Raw genomic sequence first — 21,434 nt, 5'->3', positions numbered from 1 at the left:
CGCCACGCCATGAAATACGATTTCATCATCGTCGGCGGCGGATCCGCCGGTGCCGCCCTTGCGGGCCGGCTGTCGGAAAACGGCCGCCGGCAGGTCGCCCTCTTCGAGGCCGGCCCGGACACGCCTCCGGACGACGTTCCGGATGTGATTTCCGACAGCTATCCCGGCCTGTCGTATTTCGACCCGCGGTTCCACTGGACGAAGCTGCGCGTCTATAACCGCTCTCCGCGCCTCAGCAACCAGCCGGTCAAGACGGCCAAGCTGGAACAGGCCAAGGTCATGGGCGGCGGCTCGGCCATCAACGGCCAGTTCGCCGTTCGCGGCCTGCCGCACGATTACGACGAATGGGCCTCGCTCGGCCTTCGCGGCTGGAGCTGGGACGACATGCTTCCCTTCTTCAAGAAGCTCGAGCGCGATCTCGATTTCGACGGCGAACTGCACGGCAAACACGGCCCGATGCCGATCCGCCGCGTCTTCCCGGAGGACTGGGCAGGCTTCACCCGTTCCGTGCTGAAGGTGGTCGAGAAGGACTACCCCTTGCGGCTCGACTATAATGGCAGCTTCGAGGACGGTTCCTTCCCCCTGCCGCTGACCAACGAGAACGACCACCGCGTCTCCACCGCGATGGGGTATCTCACCCGCGAGGTGCGGGCGCGCAAGAACCTCCATATCTTCGCCAACGCCTTCGTCGAGAACCTGCTTCATGAGGGCAACCGCTTCACCGGCGTCCGCGTCAACATTGATGGCCAGACCACCGATTACGAGGGGGGCGAGATCATCGTCTGCGCCGGCGCGCTGCATTCGCCGGCCATCCTCATGCGGGCGGGCATCGGCCCGGCCGATCAGCTGAAGCGGCTCGGCATCGATGTCGTGGCGGATCGCCGTGGCGTGGGTGAAAACCTCACCGACCATCCGCATCTGGCCGTCGGCGCTCACTTCAAGAAATCGGCGCGGCTTCGGCCGGGCCAGCGGCGGCACATCTTCCTCGGCGTGCGCTACACCTCCGGTTACGCGGATTGTCATCCCAGCGACATGCTGCTGATGCCGGTCAACCGCGCCGGCTGGCATCCGCTCGGCAAGGCGATGGGCGCGCTGAACGTCTGTGTCAACAAGTCCTACTCGCGCGGCAATGTCACGCTGAAGACGGCGTCCGCCATCGACGAGCCGATCGTCGATCTCAACCTCGCCTCCGACGAGCGCGACCTGATGCGTCTCGTCGACGGCTTCAAGCGCATCTACAACATCATGACCAGCCCCGAGGTGCAGCAGCACGTCAACACCTGGTTCCTCGCCGGCTACAGCGACGAGGCGAGGGCGCTCAGCATTCGCAAGCCGTCGAACTGGATCAAGACGGCATCGGCCGCCTACCTGTTCGACTATGCGCCGCTCTTCCGCGAGACGCTGCTGAAGCACAAGTTCGGCACGACCGAGCGGATGCACAGGATGATGCAGAACGAGGACCTCATCGTCGACTGGGTCAAGCAGTCGGTGTGGTCCGGCTGGCATGTCTCCGGCACCTGCAAGATGGGCACGAAGGGCGATCCGCTGTCTGTTCTCGACGAGAAGTGCCGCGTGCGCGGCGTCGAGGGACTGCGCGTCGTCGACGCCTCGATCATGCCGACCATGATTGCCGCCAACACCAACATCACGACGATCGCCATGGCCGAAAAGGCCGCCGATCTCATTCTCAACGACTGACCTTCGAAAGGAACTGACATGCGCAAGAGCAAAGTGAAGGAAATCTGGGCAAACGGCGGTGAAGTCGTCACCGGCTGGCTCGGCATTCCTTCGTCCATCTCCGCCGAACTGATGGCCCAGCAGGGTTGGGACGCCGTCACCATCGACCTGCAGCACGGCGCAACCGATTATGTCGACGCCGTTCCGATGCTCCAGGCGATCTCCACCACCGACGCCACCCCCTTCGTGCGCGTTCCGTGGAACGATCCGGCAATCATCGGCAAGGTGCTCGATGCCGGCGCTTACGGCGTCATTTGCCCGATGGTCAACACGGCGGAAGAAGCCGACGCCTTCGTCAGGGCCTGCCGCTACTTCCCCAAGGGCGGCCGCAGCGTCGGTCCGCTGCGCGCCTCGCTCTATGCCGGCTCTGATTACTTCCAGCACGCGAACGACACCGTCGTCACCATGGCGATGATCGAAAGCGAGCAGGCGGTGAAGAACCTCGACGAGATCCTGAAGACGCCGAACCTCGACGCCATCTTCGTCGGCCCGTCCGACCTTGCCGTCACCATGGGTGAGGCTCCCGGCTTCGATCCGCGCTACCCGGCCGTCTACGAGGCGATCGAATACATCGCCGCCAAGTGCAAGGAAGCCGGCGTCATTCCGGGCATCCATTGCGGTTCGGTCGCCTATGGCCGCGACATGCGCGCGATGGGCTACCGCTTCATGGCCTACCTGTCGGATTTCCGCATGCTGCAGATGGCCGTGTCGCGTTCGCTCGGAGCCTTCCGCAGCGGCACCGTCAGCGAGGTCACCCCGTAACAGCCGGACACAGTGCCATGACAATGCAACAATCTGGGCAAGCAAAAGGCTCCTCCAAGCCAAAGGTCACCGTCATCGGTTCGGGGATCATCGGGGTCTGCTCCGCAAACTACCTGCTCAAGGCGGGCTTTGCGGTGGACGTCGTCGATCCCGTGGTACCGGGATCTCCCGATCAGTGCTCCTACGGCAATGCCGGGGGCATCTGCCCGGGCTCCTGCATCCCGAATTCGATGCCGGGCGTTCTGAAGAACGTGCCGAAGTGGCTGATGGACCCGGAGGGACCGCTCTATGTGCGGCTCGCCTATCTGCCGCATGCATTGCCATGGCTGTTGCGCTTCCTCGCCGCGAGCCGCAAGCCTCGCGTCGAGGAGATCTCGGCGGCAATGCGCTCGCTGCACCGCTTCACCTTCGATTGCTATGAGCCGCTGATCAAGGAAGCCGGCTGCGAGGAACTCCTGCAGAAGCGCGGACAGCTCTTCGTCTATGAAAACGATGACGCCGGCTCCTCCAGCGCCTACTCGATCGGCCTGCGCCGCCATCACGGCGTGCGCGTCGAGGTGCTGAACGCCGACGAGATCCGCCAGCTCGAACCGGCGCTCGCGCCGATCTTCAAGAGCGCGGTCTACCTGCCCGAACAGGGCCAGTGCCCCAATCCCGGTCGCCTGGTCGCAAGCCTTGCCGAGCTTGCCACCCGCAACGGCGCGCGCTTCATCCGTGGCCGTGTTGCCCGCTTCGAGCAGGGTCCCTCCGGCCCGACAGCGCTGATGATGGAAGACGGCTCGCGCCTGCCGGTCGAAACCGTCGTGCTTGCCGCCGGCGCATGGTCGGCCCGGCTTGCCGCCGATCTCGGCGACCGCATTCCCTTCGAGACCGAGCGCGGCTATCACGTCATGGTCAAGGGCGCCGATACCGGCCTCAGGATCCAGACGATCTCCAACGACCGCAAGTTCGTGGCCTCGCCCATGGAAGAGGGCCTGCGGATTGCCGGCAATGTCGAGTTTTCCGGCCTCGAAGCCCCGCCAAACATGCACCGCGCCGACGCGCTGCTGAAGCAGGCGCGGCCGATGTTCCGCAATCTGCCGGAAGGCGAGGTCTCCCGCTGGATGGGCCATCGCCCCGGCACGCCGGACAGCATTCCCGTCATCGACCGGGCACGCAAGGCCCGCAACGTCATCTACGCCTTCGGGCATGGTCATCAGGGCTTGATCGCCGGCGCCGTGACCGGCAAGCTCGTCTCGGAGATGGCGCGGGGCGAAACCCCGTCCGTCGACCTGACGCCCTTCCGCGTCAACCGTTTCTGACCTGAAGGCACAAAGACAACGGGCGGCGAGCGACCGTCCGCCCTGAAGCATTTCCAGCCGAAGCGATCACGCTTCGGCGTCGGACAATGCGGTAAAAACAAAAAGATAGAGCATTCTTGGCGATCCCGTGTTCGCCGGAAATGCTCTAAAGCATGTCGCGCAAAAGTGTGCCGCGGTTTTGCGGCAACGACATGCGATAAAACAAAGACTTAAAGCGTACGGAGCGAATCTGAAAGATCGCGACACGCTTTAGAAGAAGAAAACCGGAGGATTCCCCCCAATGCCTACCAAGACCACGAACGGCGCCAACATCCTGATCTGCGATCTGGTGGGCCTGAAACTGCTGGCCGACGGCAAGCCGGATCACAGCGAGATCGCGCGTTACGTGACAGAAAAGGGCGGTGTCTTCCATGAAGGCAAGATGAGCCCTCCGGCCGCCGTCACCGATGGCCGCCTGCATTTCCATTACCTGCCCGACCTCAGCACCCGCGAAGAGCTTCTCGCGGTCGCCGGAAACGGCCAGTATGAAGCGGTGATCGCGGCCGCCACCTTCCTGCCGGCGGAAACCGTGTTTCCGCTCGGCGGTGTCAGGATCGGCGCCGGCACCGGCAATATGGGCTCGGTCTCCTGGGGCGGCGGCAGCGGCGCGGGCGGAACGGCCCCGCTGATGAACACACCCGGCACCAACAGCCGCGCCACCGCACAGATGGTGCTGAAGGCGCTGCTGAAGGTCGTGCCCGACCTGCCGGTGGACGAACTGCATGCGCTCGTCGCCGCAGGCAATTTCGATACCGGCCGCCAGCTTCGCGACTATCCGACCGAAAAGCTGGAAGGCAAGCGCCTCGCGGTGATCGGCTATGGCAATATCGGCCGCGAAGTGGCCAAGCTCGGCCATGCCTTCGGCATGGATGTCGTGGTCCACGCCCGCGCCCGCCACCGGCAATGGATCGAGGCGGAAGGTTTCATCTATGCCGAAGACCCGATTCAGGCGGCCCGCGGCGCGGATGCGCTGAGCGTCCATGTCGGCCTCGGCCAGCCCGTTGCGGAAACCGGCGGCTGGAGCAATTCCGGCCTGATCGGCGACGCCGTGCTCTCGGAACTGAATGACGGCGCGGTCCTCATCAACTACGACCGCGGCGAGCTGGTCGACGTGACCGCACTCGGCCGCGCTCTCGCCTCGGGCAAGGTGCGCCATGCGGCCATCGATGCCGACCTCTTCCGCAATCTCGAGACCGGCGCGCTTTCCGGGCCGATGCTGCCCTATCTGGCACTCATCGAAACCCATGGCGACCGGCTGGAGCTTCTGCCCCATGCGGCCGCCGACACCGATCACCCCTCCCGCGTCGCGGGCGCGAAGCAGGCGGTCGACCAGATCTTTGTCGCCATCGTCGAAAAGCGTGTCATCAACCTCAAGGGCACGCTTCCCGAGGGCTATACCGACGCCGGCCCGCAGGTGCCCACCGGCATCGGCGGCCTCTCGGCCAGCGGCCTTGCCCGCTTCGCCGGCAACGAAACCGCGCTGAAATCCCTCGAAACCGCCGCCCGCGAAATCGCCGACCTCTCGGCATCACTCGCCAAAGCCCGCGCCGAAGGCCGCCTCGACGAAGCCGCAACCGCCACCCTCGAAGACCTGCTGCGCAACACCAACACCCTCGCCACCCTCATCCGCGAGAATGGATTGCAGGGACCGCCGGCGAGGGCTTGAGGGGTGGGCGCGGGAGGAGGAGGCTGGGCAGGTCGGAGCGGACGCAGAGGTTCGATCTCCTGAGAGCGGCGCGCCTCTATGTCGGCCAATTTCCCGGCATTCGGGGCTTCCCGTAAGCAGCCGTTCGCCAGCAAGGGTAAGATCTCCTCCATCTTATCGCATCACCTTCTCGAACAGAAATCCTTCGTCGTCCGGCAGATCACTCGGAGCCGGTTGTTGCAAGTCAGGGTATTTGGCGTGGTGAAATGCGATGATCTTGAAGCCGCATTTGTTGACGTAGAAGTGGATGTTCCTCTTCTCGAAATAGGGCGTGTGGGTTTGCCAGGTGATCGTTTGCGGGTAGCGCGCTTCAATTGCAAGCCAGGCTTTATGACCCAGACCCTGCCCATGCTCGCCGACCTTCAGGAAAAACAGGTCCAGCGTGTTGTGATGCGTCTCTGCGTCGATAGTCACTACCGCGCCGCCGATCTTCTTGCCGTCTGACAGAATGCGCAGCGCTACAGCTCCAGGCGCGTTGATAGAGTTGTCGAGGTCCTTGTTGGAAGGAATGGGCCCATCGGGCAAGGCTCCGTATTCATCGATGACGGAGACAGAAAACGCCTCCTGTAGTTCCCTCTTGAAGTCCAGGAGATCATCCGGATCTGCAATGGTCAGGCTGACAGTTTGATTGGTCATAACGTCTCTCCAACGGACAATCGAACGCGGGACCGGATTTGGCGCCTAAAGGCGCGCTTTCCGTCATTCCAAGCACAGCGTCTTGATTGGGCCTGGGATGAATTCGCCACGATAGAAGCTAGCAAGCCCGGTTTGCGGGTTTGTGGAGGGCATGTGGAGACTGTGTGGAGGCGAACGGCTGATTGAACCAGCCGCAGACGTCCGTGGTTTATCTAAAGTCAACTGCGGGTCAGGAGACTGCCTTGCCGAGGAGGATCTCGAACATCGCGCCGCCTTTGTCGGACGGAGCATAGCGAACTCTACCGCCGTGAGCCTCAACAATCGCACGAACTACGGACAGACCCAGACCATTCCCGCCCTTTTCCAGCGATCCGGACTCTCCTCCTCTTCGGAAGGGTTCGAAAGCGGAAGCGGCGATATCGGGGGCAAGGCCCGGGCCTTCGTCGGTGACACGCAGGATCACCTGATCCCTCTCCACGCCAAGGCTGATTTCGATAAGGCCTCGATGCGCGTATCGACGCGCATTGGTGACGAGCGCGAGCAGGGCCTGCCGTATCCGCATCGCATCCACTCGGACCACCACATCGCAAAGGTCAAGCTTCAGCTCGAAGCCGTCCTGTTGCAGTTCCTCATCCAGCACCGCCGCAAGTCGCAGGATCTCGTCCTTGAGCCGAACCGACTGCAGGCGAAGGTCAAGGTGACCACTGTCAGCGAGAGTCACCGTTCGCAGGTCTTCCACCAGTCTTGCCAGTGAGTCGACCTGCAGGACCAGGGCATGAAGCGACTTTTCATCGGGCTCGAAGACCCCATCGATCATGCCCTGCAGGCGCCCCTTGAGAATGGTCAAGGGTGTGCGCAATTCATGGGCGATCGTCGCATTCCAGAGCGTCATGTCAGCGGCCATATCCTGCAAACGCTGCGCCATGGCGTTGAAGTCTTCGACAAGAAGCGCCGTCTCCCCCAGAGAATGGTCGCCGGGGATGGCGCGGGCCGAAAGATCGCCGTCCTTGATCTGCCTGGCGCTTATCGCCAACGATTCCAACGGTTCGAGGATGCGGCGCGCCAATCGGATCGATGCGATCGCCGCAACGATCAGCGCGATCAAGATAAGAATGGTCAAAATGATGAAATCGAAGCCCGTCAGCCAATTGTCGGTGTCTTCGGGCCAGGGGGAAAAATAGAAGAGGACGGCGAAGGCGAGGTAGGTGCCAAAGAAGACCAGCAGGCCGGCCACCACGGTGACCGAGGCCATCCCGAGCAATATCTGCCGACTAAGACCTTTCACGATCATGGATGTGCCCCAAGGCGGTAGCCGACGCCCCGAGTGCTGATCAACAAGCTTTCGCCTCCAGCTTGTTCAAGCTTTTTGCGCAGCTTGCTCAGATGGCTGTCGATCGTTCGATCCAGGGCATCGGAACCGGGCAGGCAGGCGTCAACGAGTTCAGCACGCGAGAACACCTTGGTAGGTGTCCGGGCGAGATGGGCCAGAAGCCTGAATTCCGTCAGCGTGAGGGGAACTGCGACTGGACCGCCCTCCTTCTCGATCTTGACCTGATAACCGTCGAGATCGATGGTCAGGTTTCCCACGCGGATCACTGCGCCCGCCTGGCTGAGGCCCGCGCGACGCAACACCGCCTTGGCCCGCGCGACGACTTCGATTGGATTGAACGGCTTGACGATATAGTCATCCGCGCCGATGCGTAGGCCCTGCAGGCGATCGACGTCTTCATCAAGCGCGGTAATCATGATGACGGGTGTGCGGCCTCGTCTCTGGATCTCGGCGAGAAGCTCCCAGCCATCCAGGCGCGGCATGGTGATATCAGCCAGGACGATGTCGGGTTTCAACGACCGGTGCAGATCGAGCGCTACCTGTCCGTCGCGCGCATGCACCGTACGAAATCCTTCGCGGGTAAAATAGGCCTCAAGGATGCCGGCGATCTCCGCATCGTCCTCAGCTATCAAAACAAGTTCTGCCATGATTATCGCACTCCTTGCGATTTGCATGACACCGAACCATCCGTCGGTCGAGTGGCCATGCATCGCCTCCATACGATCGCAACAAAACCTCCACAATTCGCCAATGGAAAGCTTCTAGAGCATCGCCATCGACTAATCCCTCATGAGACGACGGTGACCTTGATGCGAAACATCGCGCGGTTTTGGATTTTCTGCATTCTATGCGTGCCGTTATTATCTCTACTTGCTTGCAGTGAGCAGCAGGATGCTGATGCGAATTCAGCGGTCGAACCGCAGGCAGTTCGCGTGAGTGTAATGACGGTCCGGCCGCAAGCCGTCACGATCTATGACGAGTTACCTGGACGGGTCAGTGCCTTGCGCACGGCCGAGATCCGGCCGCAGGTCAGCGGCATCATTCAAAAGAAGCTCTTCCAAGAGGGCTCGTTCGTAAACGCTGATGCGCCGCTCTTCCAGATCGATCCAGAACCCTTTGTGGCCGATGTTGACGCGGCTTCCGCCGTGCTAGCGCGTGCCGAAGCCGAATTCGTCAATGCCAAGGTGAAGTTCGAGCGCGCTGAGCTTCTCTCGGCACAGAAGATCACCAGTGACGAGGCTTTCAACAATGCGACCGCGACACTTGCTCAGGCTAAGGCGAGCGTGGCCGAGGCCACGGCCAATCTGGCACGACGAAAACTCGAATTGTCGAATGCTACGATCCGCAGCCCGATCAGTGGGACGATCGGTCAATCCTTCATGACAGAAGGTGGCCTCGCCTCCTCTTCCGGGAGCGCGCCGCTTGCTGTGATCCAGCAGATCGACCAGGTCTATGTGGATGTCCGTCAATCCTCGATGAGCCTTGAAAGCCTCCGCGAGACGGCATTGGGTTCCGACGCCAACGACCCGGAAAAACTGCCGGTCAAGATCAGGACCATCACGGACAAGCCCTACGCCCATACGGGCACCATCGTGTTCTCCGACATCTCCGTCGATAACGCTACAGGGAGTCTGGGGATCCGCATCCTCGTCCCGAACCCCGAAAACCAGTTGCTGCCGGGCATGTTCGTGCGTGCGCTTGTGCCGCGTAAGGTCTATTCCTCAGCACTGCTTGTGCCTCAAGAGGCCGTGATGCGCGACCCGACTGGAAAGCCGCAACTCGTCATCGTCACCGCCAACAAGACGGGCGAAAAACGCCCGGTCGAACTGGGGCCGCTTATCAATCGCCACTACCTCGTAAAGCGCGGTCTCGCGGCTGGTGAATCCGTTGTCGTGCAGGGGCAGGAGAGGGTTCAAACTGGCCAGATTCTGGAGATCACACCGGTCCAACCCGCCCCCGATACGCAGAGCTGAGACACCCACCATGCCGCAATTTTTCATCGAACGGCCCGTCTTCGCATGGGTCATCGCGATCATGATCGTACTCGCCGGTCTGATCACCATCCCGCAACTGCCCGTGTCGCGCTACCCGGCGATTGCTCCACCGAGCGTGTCGATTTTCGCGAGCTATCCGGGCGCGACCCCGCAGGTGATCAACGACAGTGTCACGAGCCTGATTGAACGTGAGATCTCCGGCGCAAAGAATGTGCTTTACTTCGACTCGTCCGCCGACTCCTCTGGGTCGACGACCGTCACCGTCACCTTCAAGCCGGGCACGGACCCCGAACTGGCACAGGTGGACGTTCAGAACAGGCTGAAGGCTGTCGAAACGCGCTTGCCGGAGGCAGTACGCCGGGCTGGGCTGTCGGTGGAGTCGGCCTCGTCAGGCTTCCTGATGATCGTCTCCTTGAAGTCGAAAGACGGCGCCATCGACGCATTGGCGCTCGATGATTATCTCGTGCGCAACATCGCTCCTGAACTCAAGCGGGTATCAGGTGTCGGCCGCGTCCAGTCCTTCGGGTCCGAGGCTGCCATGCGGATCTGGGTCGACCCCACGCGCCTGCTTGCGCACTCCATTTCGATGGCCGAGGTCACACAGGCAATCCAGTCACAGAACCTTCAGGTGACGCCTGGGCGGCTTGGAGATGCGCCGACTGTTCCAGGGCAAAAGGTCAGCGTACCGCTCAATGTCAGAGGCCAACTCCAGACCGTTGACGAATTCTCGGACATCATCCTTCGCTCTAATTCAGACGGCTCTCGCCTGACACTGGGTGAGGTCGCGCGCATCGAGATTGGGTCCCAGTCGTCGGGCTTTGCCATTCTCGACGGCGGCAAGCCTGCCACCGCAGCCGCCATCCAGGTGACCCCCGGGACAAATGCGGTCAGCACCTCTAGCGGTGTTCGTGCGCGGCTGGCAGAGCTTTCGCTAACCATGCCGGCGGGAATCGAGTATGCGATCTCTTACGATACGGCACCCTTCGTGAAGGTCTCTATCCAGAAAGTGGCGCAGACACTGGCCGAGGCAATGGTACTCGTCTTTCTGATCATGCTGCTCTTTCTGCAAAATATCCGATACACGCTCATTCCGGCCATCGTCGCACCGATCGCACTGCTTGGCACCTTCGCCGTCATGCTGGCTTTAGGGTATTCCATCAATGTGCTGACGATGTTCGGCATGGTCCTTGCGATCGGCATTATCGTGGACGACGCGATCGTGGTCGTCGAGAACGTCGAGCGCCTGATGGCAACGGAAGGTCTGTCGCCGCGTGATGCGACGCGCAAGGCCATGGGCGAGATCACGGGCGCGGTGATCGGGATCACGCTTGTGCTAACGGCTGTCCTTCTTCCAATGGGAATGGCCTCCGGCTCGGTTGGTGCAATCTATCGTCAGTTCACGGTGTCGATGGGCGTGTCGATCGTTTTCTCTGCGTTTCTGGCTCTCAGCCTCACCCCCGCTCTATGCGCGAGCTTGTTGAAGCCGATCGACCACGCGCACCATCAGCGGAAAGGTCTTTTCGGCTGGTTCAACCGGGGATTTGATAGCTTGAGCGAGGGCTACTCGGACTGGGTCACACGGCTCGTGCAGCAGACCGGTCGGACAATGTTTGTCTATGTCGCGATTGTGGGCGCAGTCGCCTATGGTTACGGCACGCTGGCCACAGCATTCGTGCCGGAGGAGGACCAGGGTTCGTTCATGACCTCCATCACGCTGCCGGCAGAGGCAACGGCTGAACGCACCCGCGACGTCGTCGACCTCTTCGAGAAGCATGTCCAGACGCGACCGGATATCGTCAACAACCTGACGATCATGGGCTTCGGTTTCTCGGGCTCGGGCACCAATACCGCGATGGCCTTCACCAGCCTGAGGGATTGGGACAAGCGCTCAGGCAGCGTTGACGATGAGGTAAATGCGGCGACAGTCGCTATGGCTGCCGCGCCGGAGGGCGAGGTTTTCAGCATGAAGCCGCCAGCCATTGATGAGCTCGGTACAACCTCGGGATTTGCGCTGAGGCTTCAAGACCGCGCCAACCACGGGGAGAAAGCCCTTGCTGCGGCTGCAGCCCAACTCACGCAGCTTGCATCTGAGAACAAGCTGCTGAGCGACGTGCGCGTGGACGGGCTGCCAAACGGCCCGAGCGTTACCCTTGTGGTCGATCGCCAGAAGGCCAGTGCACTGGGGGTCGCCTACACGACGATCAGTGACACGCTCAGTGGTTCCGTTGGTTCGACCTATGTGAACGATTTTCCCCGCAACGGCCGCCTCCAACAGGTCCTCGTCCAGGCCGAACCGAAAAGCCGCATGCAGGTTGATGATATCCTCAACCTGCATGTCCGCAGTGATGCCGGCAAGATGGTTCAGCTTTCCGAAATCGTGACTGCAGAATGGTCCACCATTCCGCTGCAGGTGACACGCTACAACGGATATCCGTCCCTCAGCCTGTCGGGTTCCGCAGCAAAGGGTGTTTCGAGCGGTAGAGCCATGGATGAAATGGAGCAACTGGCACTGACGCTTCCCAAGGGCTTTACCGTCGAATGGACGGGGCAGTCACTGCAGGAGCGGCAATCGGGGGCTCAGGCGCCGATGCTGATGGCCTTCTCGTTCCTGATTGTCTTTTTGGTGCTCGCAGCGCTGTACGAAAGCTGGACCATTCCGCTCTCAGTCATGCTGGTGGTCCCGCTCGGGATCATCGGGGCGGTGATCGCTGTTCATCTGCGTGGCCTGGAAAACGATGTCTTCTTCAAGGTCGGCTTGATCACCCTGATCGGCCTTTCCGCCAAGAATGCGGTGTTGATTGTCGAGTTCGCGCGCAATCGCAAGAAGGACGGACTAGGACTTGTCGAAGCCGTCGTCGACGCAGCACGCTTGCGTCTCCGGCCGATCGTCATGACCTCACTCGCCTTTACGCTGGGCGTCGTGCCGCTGGTCATTGCATCAGGTGCAAGCTCGGAGACACAGAACGCGATTGGAACCGGCCTCTTTGGCGGAATGATCTCGGGAACCGTTCTTGCAGTACTATTTGTCCCGGTCTTTTATGTGGTCGTCACGCGATTTACGCGCCGGCGTGAAAGTCCAAGCTCGCTTCTCGGCAACGACTATCCCGCAGGACTGATGCAGTAATTCCCTACGAGGTTGTCCGCTTCTTTCGTCCACGAGACAGAAGCGGACAGTCCGCTCCCGGCCCCGTCATCTAACTGTAAGGTGCGCGTTCTCCCTGTGGCCAATGGTGGCCATAGGAGAACTGAAATGGGTATCTCGCAATATGATCCTAGCGCAATGGGTCGACCGGCTTGGAACGCGGGTAAACAAGTTGGCGTCAAGAAGCCCCTGAAGCAACGCCAGATCTGGGCAGTCCGCTTCTTCCTCGACCGTGAAGGAAGGATGCGAGATCGGGCGCTTTTCGATCTTGCCATCGACAGCAAACTCCGCGGCTGCGATCTGGTAAAGTTGAAAATCGGGACACTCGTCACGGGCAACGATATTCGAACTCGGGCGATGGTCGTCCAGCAGAAGACTGGACGACCCGTGCAGTTCGAAACTACGACCGAGGTCAGAGCTAGTCTGCTTGCCTGGCTTCAACGAAGGGGAGGAACAATCGATGACTATGTCTTTCCCAGTCGCGTCGACCACGCTGATCATCTCAGCACTCGGCAATACGCCCGGCTGGTCGATGAGTGGGTGACGGCGATCGGGCTTCGCCGGGAGGATTACGGTACGCATTCCCTGCGGCGAACGAAGGCTGCCATGATCGACAAGGCCACCGGCAACCTTCGAGCGATCCAGATCCTGCTTGGCCATACCAAGATCGAGAACACAGTCAGATATCTCGGCGTCGACATTGAGGACGCACTAGAACTAGCCGAGCGGACTGAAATCTGAATGCGGACGGCCCCGCACGTCGTGGGGCCGCTGCTTTCCCCGGAGAGCCTTCACAAGGTTTCAATCTGCTTTGCGCCTCCATTTCGGTCGTAGAGGCATGAATCGGCCGAACCCCGGTAGGAGACATCAGAACATGGGACACGACGCAATTTCAGCGCCAACTGCGACCAATGTGACTGCGCCGAATTGACTACTTCGAGCCGATTTGCATCGTCGCGGCAACGTCCAAGAAGCCGACCAGGCCTGTTTCGCGCTGAACCTTTCCCGTCGAATCTGGCCAGATTTAGCTATCTCCTGTGCAATCTCTTTACTTGTTGCAACTACTGATGGTGGCCGAAAGGGAGAGGTTCATGAGTCAGTCCTTCGTCGTCTCGATCGCTGCGCTGGCCATAGCATCGACATGCTATGGCCATGCGCTCGCTGAAAGTAGCCCGGGCGGTCCTGCTAGTCTTCTTTTCGTAGGGACGCCAAAGTACCTGGAGGCGTACCTGTTTCAGCTGATGCAGCCCTTCCGGATCGCGGCCGGCGAAGACCAGATCCTTACGCAAGAGGACATTGATGAGGCAGACCGCACCGCCCAAGCACAGCAGCGAAGCCAAGTCATGAATATGTTCTTCGCCGCTGATCTGAACGGCGATCTCAACGTGACGGTCGCTGAGTGGCAGAAGGCCCGGGCGGCAGCACCCGGCAATGGCCTTCGCGACCTTTTCGAGAAATGGGATGCCAACAATGACGACGTCGTGACGGTCGAGGACGTCTATAGCTTCGCGAAGACATCCTCGCGCCCCTCATCGCTGCAGAGAAAACTGGATCTCTCGACTTTCATGGCATTGGAGGCCGCACAGGACGGAAAACTCACCGCCTCTGAACTTGAGCAGGCGGGTCGCGCGACCTTTAGGCAGTATGACGTGGACAACGACGGCATGCTGGCCCCCTCTGAACTTAAGCGTTTCTCCGAAGATCAGCGCAAACACCAGCAGGGCCAAGTACGACAAGTGGGCGCGGCAGCGTGCGGTCTTCCGAAAGCCAGGACCGACGAAAAAGTCCTGTTCGTGTCAGGCTACGAAGCGGCAGCCCTATCAACGGTAACCGTGGCGGGGCAGGACAAAGAAACGAACACGGCGGAGCTCAATATCGAGCCGGGAAAAGATCCCCTTTTTATCATCGCCACATCCTACACGCCCATGATCTGGCGCGTGACCGGTGCGGCGGAGCGAGTGTCGCGTTTCGTAACCGGCGCGGGAAGCGCAGGCGTCGTCGGATTGGGCAAGGATCGCGTTACATTTGCTGATCTGTACAGATGTCTTCCGGGCTGGATAAAGCCCGAGCAGGCCAGCGCGGGCATACTCGACGCCATCAATATGTTGACCGGTAGCTCGGCACCAGGCGTGTTCTCTTCGTACACCCTATCGAAGGTCACGCTCCCCTCAGAAGCCCGCCCACCAGCAATGCTTCAGAAACACGCTGTCCCTCCCTCCGTGCAATTCTCATGGGGTCCGCTGCGTCCTACAGAAAATGGGGCAGTCGCTTCGTTGAAAAGGTTTAGCCCCGGCGGGATAGTATCCGTCGATGCCGGGTCGGTCGTATCGAGCGCCGGCGCGGCACCCTACGAGGTGCTCCCCCAGGAAGCGGGACTGGCGCAGTTGATGCAGGACGGCAAGCTCGAGTTCGACCCCAAGCTTGGCTACATCATCCGACGGGCGATTCCGCGCTTCCCGGCGGGGCTGGCGGGAGCGCATGCGGTGGTGTTTGTATTAGCGGACGGCGTGCCCAGACCTGTGGGGAGGCCCGGCCATTCGGCGGTGCTCACCCTGGAGCAGGCGAAAAGCAAGCTGGTGAGAAGAGGAGGCGTTCAGCTCAGTCCTGGCGTTCCGGAGGAGCGGATCAAACGGTTGCATCCCTGAAGGCGCGGACATTCCGCTCTCGGCCCCTGTGCTGCCGGACGGCAAAGCGCCTTCATTTCGGTCATTCAAATTCGAACTGGGAACTCCCAAAAGCAGACGCAGATCATACAGTTATCTTAATAGCCAGGAGAAAGTTCGAATCCTGTCGGGTGCGCCAAATTTGCCATTTCCAAGACGTCAACACCGAAAATTGCCACCCATTGCCGCTAGACTATGTCCGCGAGAGGAGCGTCAAATAGCCGAGAGGCGAAAAGCGTAATAACGGCGGTGATCGGCGGTGAAAAGTTCGAATCGTTTGCGGCCGAGCGACGTATTTTGGCCGAAGGGAAAGTGCGCATATTCGTCGGCTTTGCGCCCATCATCGGCCATCGGGGAGCATCGACCGACAATACAAAAATCAGTTACTCTTTAAGCGCCGGTTTCGGAGCTGTGAGCAGCCCTGCGTTGCGTGAAATACTGTGCCGGCGTGCTGCCCAACGCCTTCTTGAACATCGTGATGAACGCATTGACCGACTCGTATCCCAGTTCGGCGGCAACATTTTGCACCGTCTCGCCGCTGGCCAGTTCACGAAGCGCGACGACAAGGTGGAGTTGCTGCCGCCAGCGCCCGAACGTCAGTCCCGTCTCGCGGATCAACAGTCGCGCCAGCGACCGCTCGCTCATTGCGACCCGCTTCGCCCAATCGCTCAGTGTACTGCGGTCCGAAGGCTCGATCGTCAGAGCATCAGCCATCGCCCGGATCTTCGGATGGGTGGAGATCGGCAGGTTGAACCGCTCATGCGGCATCTGCGCAAGTTCGTCGAGGATCACCCGCGCGATCCGGGCGGCATGGCTGTCGGCCAGATAGTCCGCGCGCTCGCGGGCAAGCCGGTCGACCATCTCGCGGATCATCGGGGAGACCGAGAGGGTGCAGCTGTTCTGTGGCAGCTTCGCAGACCCCGGCTCGACGAACAGATAGTTGAGCCGTGCATTGGCAGTTGCGCGCGCGCTATGGGGCATACCGCCTGGAATCCACACACCGCAATTGGGGGGCACGATCCAGATTTCGTTGCCCGCAGTGCAGGTGACGGCTCCGTGTAGAGCGAGGATCAACTGCCCCTTGCGATGTACGTGCAGAGGCACTTCCGCCTCGTGTTCCGCGAAATCAAGCTTGTGGGCGACCGCAGGCAGAAGGGTGAGGTCGGGATCGAAAACGGAAACAGCAGATCGCAATAGAGACATGAGAATGTCCGATTTTAGGTATTTTATGTCAAAATACTGAATTTATTTGCTTTTGCAAATCGATCACAACACGCGGCATGAACACCGCGCAGCCCATAAACACCCCCTCAAGCAAGACCGTTGCAGCCATGTTTAAAGCTGGAACGAGCTTCCTTCGCACGCCGGCCCTGAAGGCGGATGCGGATGCGATCCTGTTTTCGGCGAAGAGTTTCGCCGCGGCGATGCTGGCCTACTACATTTCGCTGCGGATCGGGCTTCCCAAGCCGTTCTGGGCCATCGTCACCGTCTACATCGTCTCGCAGACCTCCGCCGGAGCGTCATTAAGTCGTGGCGTGTATCGTTTTGCAGGGACGCTTCTCGGCGCGACCGCGACGGTCGCGATCGTCCCGAACTTCGTGAACGATCCGATGGTGTGCAGCGTCGTGCTTGCGGGCTGGATCGGCCTGTGCCTGTTTTTCTCGCTGCTCGATCGCACGCCGCGCGCCTATGCCTTCGTTCTCGCCGGCTATACCGCGAGCCTGATCGGGTTCCCGAGCGTGCTCGATCCGGGCGCGGTTTTCGAGACTGCGTCAGTGCGCGTCCAGGAAATCTCGATTGGAATTCTGTGCGCGGTCCTGATCCATCGTTACGTCCTGCCGAAACGCATGACCGGCCAATTCACCGGCAAGCTGTGGGCCACGCTGCGGGACGCCCGTCGGCTGGCGAGCGACGCGCTCAATGGAACATCAGGACAAAACCGTCGCGACCGCCACCAGCTCGCAGCGGACCTGCTTGCCATCCAGGGGCTTGCGACGCATCTGCCCTATGATCCAGCCCCCACGCCACGACGCCAGACGCTGCAACTCATTCATGACCGGCTCGCACGCTTGCTCCCGCTCGCGGCCGAGATCGAAGACCGGATTGAGGCCTTTGGCACAGGCGACGACGATGCGCCCGACGAACTGATCGCATTGGTCGGCGACGTCGGGGCCTGGATCGCAAATGTCGTGACGGAGAAACGGGAGGTTGGCGCAGCCCAACTGATCGCGCGCGCGCAATCAGTCCAGAAGCGCTTTGGCTCAGACGCCGCGACGCCCGGCGACAGGCTTGCCGCCAATCTCGCCGGTCACCTGGCCGAGATGATTGGTCTGCTTCAGGACTGCGACAGACTGGGGCGGAACATCGCGGCGACCGGGCGATTGCGAGATGCCGCGTCGCTTCATGGGCCGAAGTGGGCGAGGGGCTACGTCTATCACCGCGATCCGTGGATGGCGGCTCGCACCACGGTCGGCGCTGTCGTCGGCATCCTCATCGGCTGCGCCTTCTGGATCTGGCCGGTCTGGCCGGAGGGCGGAATGGCCGTCTCCATTCTCGGCGTGTGCTGCACCCTATTCGGCAATTTTGATGCGCCCGTGCCATTTGTCGTCAAATATATCGTCGGTTCGATCTACGGGGTGGCGATCAGCCTCATCTACAGCTTCGTCATCCTGCCTCAGGTCACGGACTTTTGGGTTCTTGTCGCCGTGCTCGCCCCGGCGTTCCTGTTCGCTGGCTCTCTCCAGGCGCGCCTGCCAACGACTTTCATGGCGCTCGGTATCACGCTGACCATTCCGATCCTCTCGGGTCTGGGCACCCATTACACCGGCGACTTCGCTGCCTCCCTCAACAGTGTGATCGCGCTCTTTGCGGCGGTGGGATTCGGGGCGGTGAGCATGTCCCTGTTCCAGACCGTGCCGGTCGATGCGGCGATCAACCGCTTGCTTCGGTTGAGCCGCCGGGACGTTGGCCGGCGCGCGCTCGGCGCTGCGCCCAACGAAGCGCGCTGGGCGAGCCTGATGATCGATCGGACAGCCCTGCTGCTGCCAAGGCTGCGGGTGTCCGGAAAAGCCTATTCGAATGTACTCGACAATACGCTGCACCACCTTCGCATCGGTCATGTTGCCGGACAGCTTCGCAAGACGATCCCGCAGATCAAGGGCGAGGCCGGCGTCGAACTGAGCGAACTTCTATCCGTGATCGCCGGGCGCTTCAGTGGCAGGAAGTCGTCAACACCTGCCGACCTCCTCGACCTCGATCGACGCATCCAGACCTTGATCGTGACGATGGCGAGCAGCACGCTCAGAAACCGCCTGCGGATTGTCGACCTGCTCATTGACCTGCGGTTCGCGCTCAGCTCCCCAGCAGACGGGAGGGCCACAACTCATGATCGTTGATCTCAATGTCGGGGGTGTTCTCATCCCCGGTCTGGTGGTGCTCGCGTTCATCGCGCTGGTCGCCACAATGGCGACGCTCCGCCTGTTTGCCGCCGGCCTCCATCGCTGGTTCGCTTATCGGCCGCTCGTCGAGCTCGCCACCTTCGTCATCATCTACGGTCTGCTCGTGCAGTACCTGCCATCGATCGGACTCTTGCCTTGAAGCCTTTTCTATCCGTGCTTGGCCGCTATGCCCTGACCCTTTGCCTCGTCGCCGTATCCACTTTTATCGCGCTGAAGACGTGGAGCCATTACGAGCGGACGCCCTGGACCCGCGACGGACGGGTTGGTGTCGATGTCGTGCAGATCGTGCCGGAGGTCTCCGGCACGGTCAGCGCTGTTCCCGTGGTTGACAATCAATATGTGCGCCGGGGCAACATTCTTTACGAGATCGACCCCGAGCGGCTGCGGCTCGCAGTGGCATTGGCTGAGGCTGAGGTCGAAGCCAAACGCCAGGATATGATCGTTCGTCAGGCGACAGCGCGGCGGCACAGCCAGCTCAAGGATGTCGTCTCCCAGGAAGCCGTCCAGCAATCGGGCGGAGCGGCCGCTGTCGCCAGCGCCGCCTATCAGTCAGCGGTGGCGGCGCTCGATCTGGCCAAGCTCAACCTTGCCCGCTCGACGGTCCGCTCACCGGTCGATGGCTATGTCACCAATCTAAGGCTTCGGCCAGGCGACTACGCGACAGCCGGCGTGACGAAGGTCGCCGTCCTTGACGCCGCCAGTTTCTGGATCACCGGCTATTTCGAGGAGACGAAGATCCGGCAGATCCGCGTTGGCGATCCAGTGCGGATCATGCTGATGGGCTTTGATCAGCCAGTCTCTGGCCATGTCGAAAGCCTCGGTCGCGGGATCGAGAACAGCAACGACGTGCCCGGTCATCTCGGCCTGCCCAATGTGGCGGCGACATTTTCCTGGGTGCGTCTTGCCCAGCGCATTCCGGTGCGCATCCATATCGATCGGGTGCCGTCTGGCGTCGAACTCGCGGCGGGCATGACCGCGACCGTCGAGATCATCCCCGCGACCGCCAAGCCCGGACGAAGATGATCACTATGTCTACGCTCACATGGGCGCCCTAACGGCGCACAAGGCGACAATCCGGACCAAACCTTGCATCGCGCTTTGTCACATCATGCGTCCTGCGCCAGCGGGGCGCCCCATGCACAGCGATGATCCGGCAGCCCCGACAAGCAGGGCGATACCCGCCCACGACAACCCGCCTGCTCCTGCGGTTTCCAGAATGACACCGCCCATGACGGCTCCGCCAAAAATGGCGATGTTCCATGCCGTGACGATTATCGCCTGGGCCACGTCGGCCGCAGGACCGGCAGCACGCGCTGATGCGGTCTGAAAAAGCGTCGCCGACCCGCCAAAAGCCAGTCCCCAGATAAGTGCGGCCCCGTAGATCGCCAACGGTGCTCCGGTCGTCACCGCAAGTATCAAGACGGCCACAAGAAACAGGCCTATGCCGGTGAAGGTCAATGGTCGCAGCCATTTGTCGATCAACGCGCCCGTCAGACCGATACTGACAAGTGCGGAACCCCCGAAAACAAGAAGGACACTGTCGATCTGGCCCGTCATGCGATGGCCGACCAGAAGTGGCGCGATGTAGGTGTAGAGGAGGTTATGGGCCAGGACGAAGCAGAGCGTCACCGCCAGCACCGGGCGTACGCCCGGAACCACAAAGACCTGGGCCAAGGAGGGGCGTTGCGCTTCAGGCTCACCAGAGAAATCCGGCACCTTCGCGATGGTCCAGCCAGCCAGCAGCAACGCGATCACGCTGAGCAATCCGAAGGTCAGTCGCCAACCGGCGAGGTTGCCGATAAATGTGCCGGCCGGGATGCCGATGGAGAGCGCCAACGGCGTCCCCGCCATCGCAATGGCCATGGCCCGGCCAGCGAGGCCGGGCGGTGCCATGCGAACAGCATAGCCGGCCAGCAACGCCCACAGCAGGCCGGCCGATACACCGCCGACGAAACGTGCCGTCATCGCGACGATAAAACTCGCCGTCAGGGCCGTAATCAGATTGGCGATAGCGAAACCGATGATGGCGCCGAGCAGGAGCGGTCGCCTGCGCCAGCTTCGCGTTGCTGCCGTCAGCGGGATCGCTGCGAGCAGCGATCCCAGCGCATAGATACTGATCCATTGTCCCGCCATGGCCTCGCTCACCCCCAGCGCCCCCCCGATCTGCGGAAGCAGACCGGCCGGGAGGGCCTCCGTCAGGATGGTGACGAAACCGGCAACCGCCAGTGCGCATAGCCCCGCTAGCGGCATCCGTTCGACCTGCGTCGTCACGCTGAGGCCTTCGGCAGCACCAGGTCGCCAACGGTGTAGGTGTGAAACTCGCTGGACGAGACGGTGTCGAGCTTGCGGAATTTTTCGAGGAATACCGGATCGGAAAAGAAAATCTCGACGTCGCCGGGGTCTGAGATCGCCTCGATATTCACGACCGTCAGCCCATCCGTACTCTTGGCGAGGTTACTCCACAGAAAGCCCGGCTTCCGCTCGGCGACATAGTGGACAACATCCTGGATGAGGCGAAAGGCTTCCTCCTGCTTGCCAGGATTAACGTGGATCACGTTGACGATGAAGGCCGTCGGGGTGGGCTGGATCGCAAAGGCGGGGAACATGCTCGTCTCCTTGGTTTTTGGAAGGCCAAGGGATAGCGGTCGGCTTGTCCCGGAAAAATAG

At 61.3% G+C, this 21,434-nt stretch carries 17 protein-coding genes; 11 read left to right on the top strand and 6 right to left on the bottom strand.

Annotation, left to right across the window (positions count from 1 at the left end):
* Positions 1–9 precede the first annotated feature (9 nt).
* The 4 genes from NBH21_RS17625 to NBH21_RS17610 all read left to right on the top strand — a co-directional run bounded on the left by NBH21_RS17625 (position 10) and on the right by NBH21_RS17610 (position 5,505).
* Positions 10–1,698 (top strand): GMC family oxidoreductase, encoded by a 1,689-nt coding sequence (locus tag NBH21_RS17625; protein WP_250911894.1) that lies wholly within the window; start codon positions 10–12, stop codon positions 1,696–1,698.
* 18 nt (positions 1,699–1,716) lie between these two features.
* Positions 1,717–2,499: an HpcH/HpaI aldolase family protein gene (locus tag NBH21_RS17620; RefSeq protein ID WP_250911895.1), complete on the top strand. Its 783-nt coding sequence runs from the start codon at positions 1,717–1,719 to the stop codon at positions 2,497–2,499.
* A gap of 17 nt (positions 2,500–2,516) precedes the next feature.
* Positions 2,517–3,800 (top strand): NAD(P)/FAD-dependent oxidoreductase, encoded by a 1,284-nt coding sequence (locus NBH21_RS17615; RefSeq protein WP_250911896.1) that lies wholly within the window; start codon positions 2,517–2,519, stop codon positions 3,798–3,800.
* A gap of 280 nt (positions 3,801–4,080) precedes the next feature.
* Positions 4,081–5,505 carry an NAD(P)-dependent oxidoreductase gene (locus NBH21_RS17610; RefSeq protein ID WP_250911897.1) on the top strand — a complete coding sequence of 475 codons (1,425 nt, stop codon included), beginning with the start codon at positions 4,081–4,083 and terminating at the stop codon, positions 5,503–5,505.
* A 153-nt stretch (positions 5,506–5,658) separates the two neighbouring features.
* Here NBH21_RS17610 and NBH21_RS17605 read toward each other — a convergent pair whose 3' ends face one another.
* The 3 genes from NBH21_RS17605 to NBH21_RS17595 all read right to left on the bottom strand — a co-directional run bounded on the left by NBH21_RS17605 (position 5,659) and on the right by NBH21_RS17595 (position 8,157).
* Complete coding sequence (locus NBH21_RS17605) at positions 5,659–6,180, bottom strand: GNAT family N-acetyltransferase (protein ID WP_250911898.1); 522 nt, start codon at positions 6,178–6,180, stop codon at positions 5,659–5,661.
* 229 nt (positions 6,181–6,409) lie between these two features.
* Positions 6,410–7,471, bottom strand: a complete 1,062-nt coding sequence (locus NBH21_RS17600) for an ATP-binding protein (RefSeq protein ID WP_250911899.1) — start codon at positions 7,469–7,471, stop codon at positions 6,410–6,412.
* Entirely contained in the window at positions 7,468–8,157 is a 690-nt protein-coding gene (locus NBH21_RS17595) for a response regulator (RefSeq protein ID WP_250911900.1), read from the bottom strand. Before NBH21_RS17595 ends, NBH21_RS17600 begins: the two co-directional genes overlap by 4 nt.
* A gap of 162 nt (positions 8,158–8,319) precedes the next feature.
* Here NBH21_RS17595 and NBH21_RS17590 point away from each other — a divergent pair, with 162 nt between their 5' ends.
* The 4 genes from NBH21_RS17590 (at position 8,320) to NBH21_RS17575 (ending at position 15,291) form a co-directional block, all read left to right on the top strand.
* On the top strand, positions 8,320–9,483 hold the full coding sequence (locus NBH21_RS17590; RefSeq protein ID WP_250911901.1) for an efflux RND transporter periplasmic adaptor subunit: 1,164 nt from the start codon (positions 8,320–8,322) through the stop codon (positions 9,481–9,483).
* Between the two features lie 10 nt (positions 9,484–9,493).
* Complete coding sequence (locus tag NBH21_RS17585; RefSeq protein ID WP_250911926.1) at positions 9,494–12,628, top strand: multidrug efflux RND transporter permease subunit; 3,135 nt, start codon at positions 9,494–9,496, stop codon at positions 12,626–12,628.
* A gap of 126 nt (positions 12,629–12,754) precedes the next feature.
* Entirely contained in the window at positions 12,755–13,387 is a 633-nt protein-coding gene (locus tag NBH21_RS17580) for a tyrosine-type recombinase/integrase (RefSeq protein WP_250911902.1), read from the top strand.
* A 350-nt stretch (positions 13,388–13,737) separates the two neighbouring features.
* Positions 13,738–15,291: an EF-hand domain-containing protein gene (locus NBH21_RS17575; RefSeq protein WP_250911903.1), complete on the top strand. Its 1,554-nt coding sequence runs from the start codon at positions 13,738–13,740 to the stop codon at positions 15,289–15,291.
* A 408-nt stretch (positions 15,292–15,699) separates the two neighbouring features.
* On the opposite strand, the gene NBH21_RS17570 is transcribed toward NBH21_RS17575, so the two are convergent.
* On the bottom strand, positions 15,700–16,512 hold the full coding sequence (locus NBH21_RS17570; protein WP_250911904.1) for an AraC family transcriptional regulator: 813 nt from the start codon (positions 16,510–16,512) through the stop codon (positions 15,700–15,702).
* 77 nt (positions 16,513–16,589) lie between these two features.
* Here NBH21_RS17570 and NBH21_RS17565 point away from each other — a divergent pair, with 77 nt between their 5' ends.
* Genes NBH21_RS17565 through NBH21_RS17555 form a run of 3 tightly spaced genes read left to right on the top strand, consistent with a single transcriptional unit; the run spans position 16,590 to position 19,790 of the window.
* Positions 16,590–18,704, top strand: coding sequence for an FUSC family protein (locus tag NBH21_RS17565; protein WP_250911905.1), 2,115 nt, complete (start codon positions 16,590–16,592; stop codon positions 18,702–18,704).
* Positions 18,694–18,906 carry a DUF1656 domain-containing protein gene (locus NBH21_RS17560; RefSeq protein ID WP_250911906.1) on the top strand — a complete coding sequence of 71 codons (213 nt, stop codon included), beginning with the start codon at positions 18,694–18,696 and terminating at the stop codon, positions 18,904–18,906. The genes NBH21_RS17565 and NBH21_RS17560 overlap by 11 nt, the downstream gene beginning before the upstream one ends.
* On the top strand, positions 18,903–19,790 hold the full coding sequence (locus tag NBH21_RS17555) for an efflux RND transporter periplasmic adaptor subunit (protein WP_250911907.1): 888 nt from the start codon (positions 18,903–18,905) through the stop codon (positions 19,788–19,790). The genes NBH21_RS17560 and NBH21_RS17555 overlap by 4 nt, the downstream gene beginning before the upstream one ends.
* A gap of 78 nt (positions 19,791–19,868) precedes the next feature.
* Here the strand turns inward: NBH21_RS17555 and NBH21_RS17550 are convergent, their stop codons facing one another.
* The gene (locus NBH21_RS17550) at positions 19,869–21,038 is read right to left on the bottom strand and encodes an MFS transporter (RefSeq protein WP_250911908.1); all 1,170 of its coding nucleotides are present in this window, start codon (positions 21,036–21,038) and stop codon (positions 19,869–19,871) included.
* Positions 21,035–21,373, bottom strand: a complete 339-nt coding sequence (locus NBH21_RS17545) for an antibiotic biosynthesis monooxygenase (RefSeq protein ID WP_250911909.1) — start codon at positions 21,371–21,373, stop codon at positions 21,035–21,037. Before NBH21_RS17545 ends, NBH21_RS17550 begins: the two co-directional genes overlap by 4 nt.
* Positions 21,374–21,434: the final 61 nt, after the last annotated feature.

It is taken from the genome of Ciceribacter sichuanensis, from assembly GCF_024055605.1.
Classification (GTDB): Bacteria; Pseudomonadota; Alphaproteobacteria; order Rhizobiales; family Rhizobiaceae; genus Allorhizobium; species Allorhizobium sichuanense.
Note: the sequence above shows the minus strand (reverse complement) of the source record. Positions and strands in the feature narration are given on the sequence as shown.

Excerpts from the sequence above, each read along its gene's own strand:
- NBH21_RS17625 (WP_250911894.1), top strand. The coding sequence starts at position 10 with ATGAAATACGATTTCATCATCGTCGGCGGCGGATCCGCCGGTGCCGCC.
- NBH21_RS17620 (WP_250911895.1), top strand. The coding sequence starts at position 1,717 with ATGCGCAAGAGCAAAGTGAAGGAAATCTGGGCAAACGGCGGTGAAGTC.
- NBH21_RS17615 (WP_250911896.1), top strand. The coding sequence starts at position 2,517 with ATGACAATGCAACAATCTGGGCAAGCAAAAGGCTCCTCCAAGCCAAAG.
- NBH21_RS17610 (WP_250911897.1), top strand. The coding sequence starts at position 4,081 with ATGCCTACCAAGACCACGAACGGCGCCAACATCCTGATCTGCGATCTG.
- NBH21_RS17605 (WP_250911898.1), bottom strand. The coding sequence starts at position 6,180 with ATGACCAATCAAACTGTCAGCCTGACCATTGCAGATCCGGATGATCTC.
- NBH21_RS17600 (WP_250911899.1), bottom strand. The coding sequence starts at position 7,471 with ATGATCGTGAAAGGTCTTAGTCGGCAGATATTGCTCGGGATGGCCTCG.
- NBH21_RS17595 (WP_250911900.1), bottom strand. The coding sequence starts at position 8,157 with ATGGCAGAACTTGTTTTGATAGCTGAGGACGATGCGGAGATCGCCGGC.
- NBH21_RS17590 (WP_250911901.1), top strand. The coding sequence starts at position 8,320 with ATGCGAAACATCGCGCGGTTTTGGATTTTCTGCATTCTATGCGTGCCG.
- NBH21_RS17585 (WP_250911926.1), top strand. The coding sequence starts at position 9,494 with ATGCCGCAATTTTTCATCGAACGGCCCGTCTTCGCATGGGTCATCGCG.
- NBH21_RS17580 (WP_250911902.1), top strand. The coding sequence starts at position 12,755 with ATGGGTATCTCGCAATATGATCCTAGCGCAATGGGTCGACCGGCTTGG.
- NBH21_RS17575 (WP_250911903.1), top strand. The coding sequence starts at position 13,738 with ATGAGTCAGTCCTTCGTCGTCTCGATCGCTGCGCTGGCCATAGCATCG.
- NBH21_RS17570 (WP_250911904.1), bottom strand. The coding sequence starts at position 16,512 with ATGTCTCTATTGCGATCTGCTGTTTCCGTTTTCGATCCCGACCTCACC.
- NBH21_RS17565 (WP_250911905.1), top strand. The coding sequence starts at position 16,590 with ATGAACACCGCGCAGCCCATAAACACCCCCTCAAGCAAGACCGTTGCA.
- NBH21_RS17560 (WP_250911906.1), top strand. The coding sequence starts at position 18,694 with ATGATCGTTGATCTCAATGTCGGGGGTGTTCTCATCCCCGGTCTGGTG.
- NBH21_RS17545 (WP_250911909.1), bottom strand. The coding sequence starts at position 21,373 with ATGTTCCCCGCCTTTGCGATCCAGCCCACCCCGACGGCCTTCATCGTC.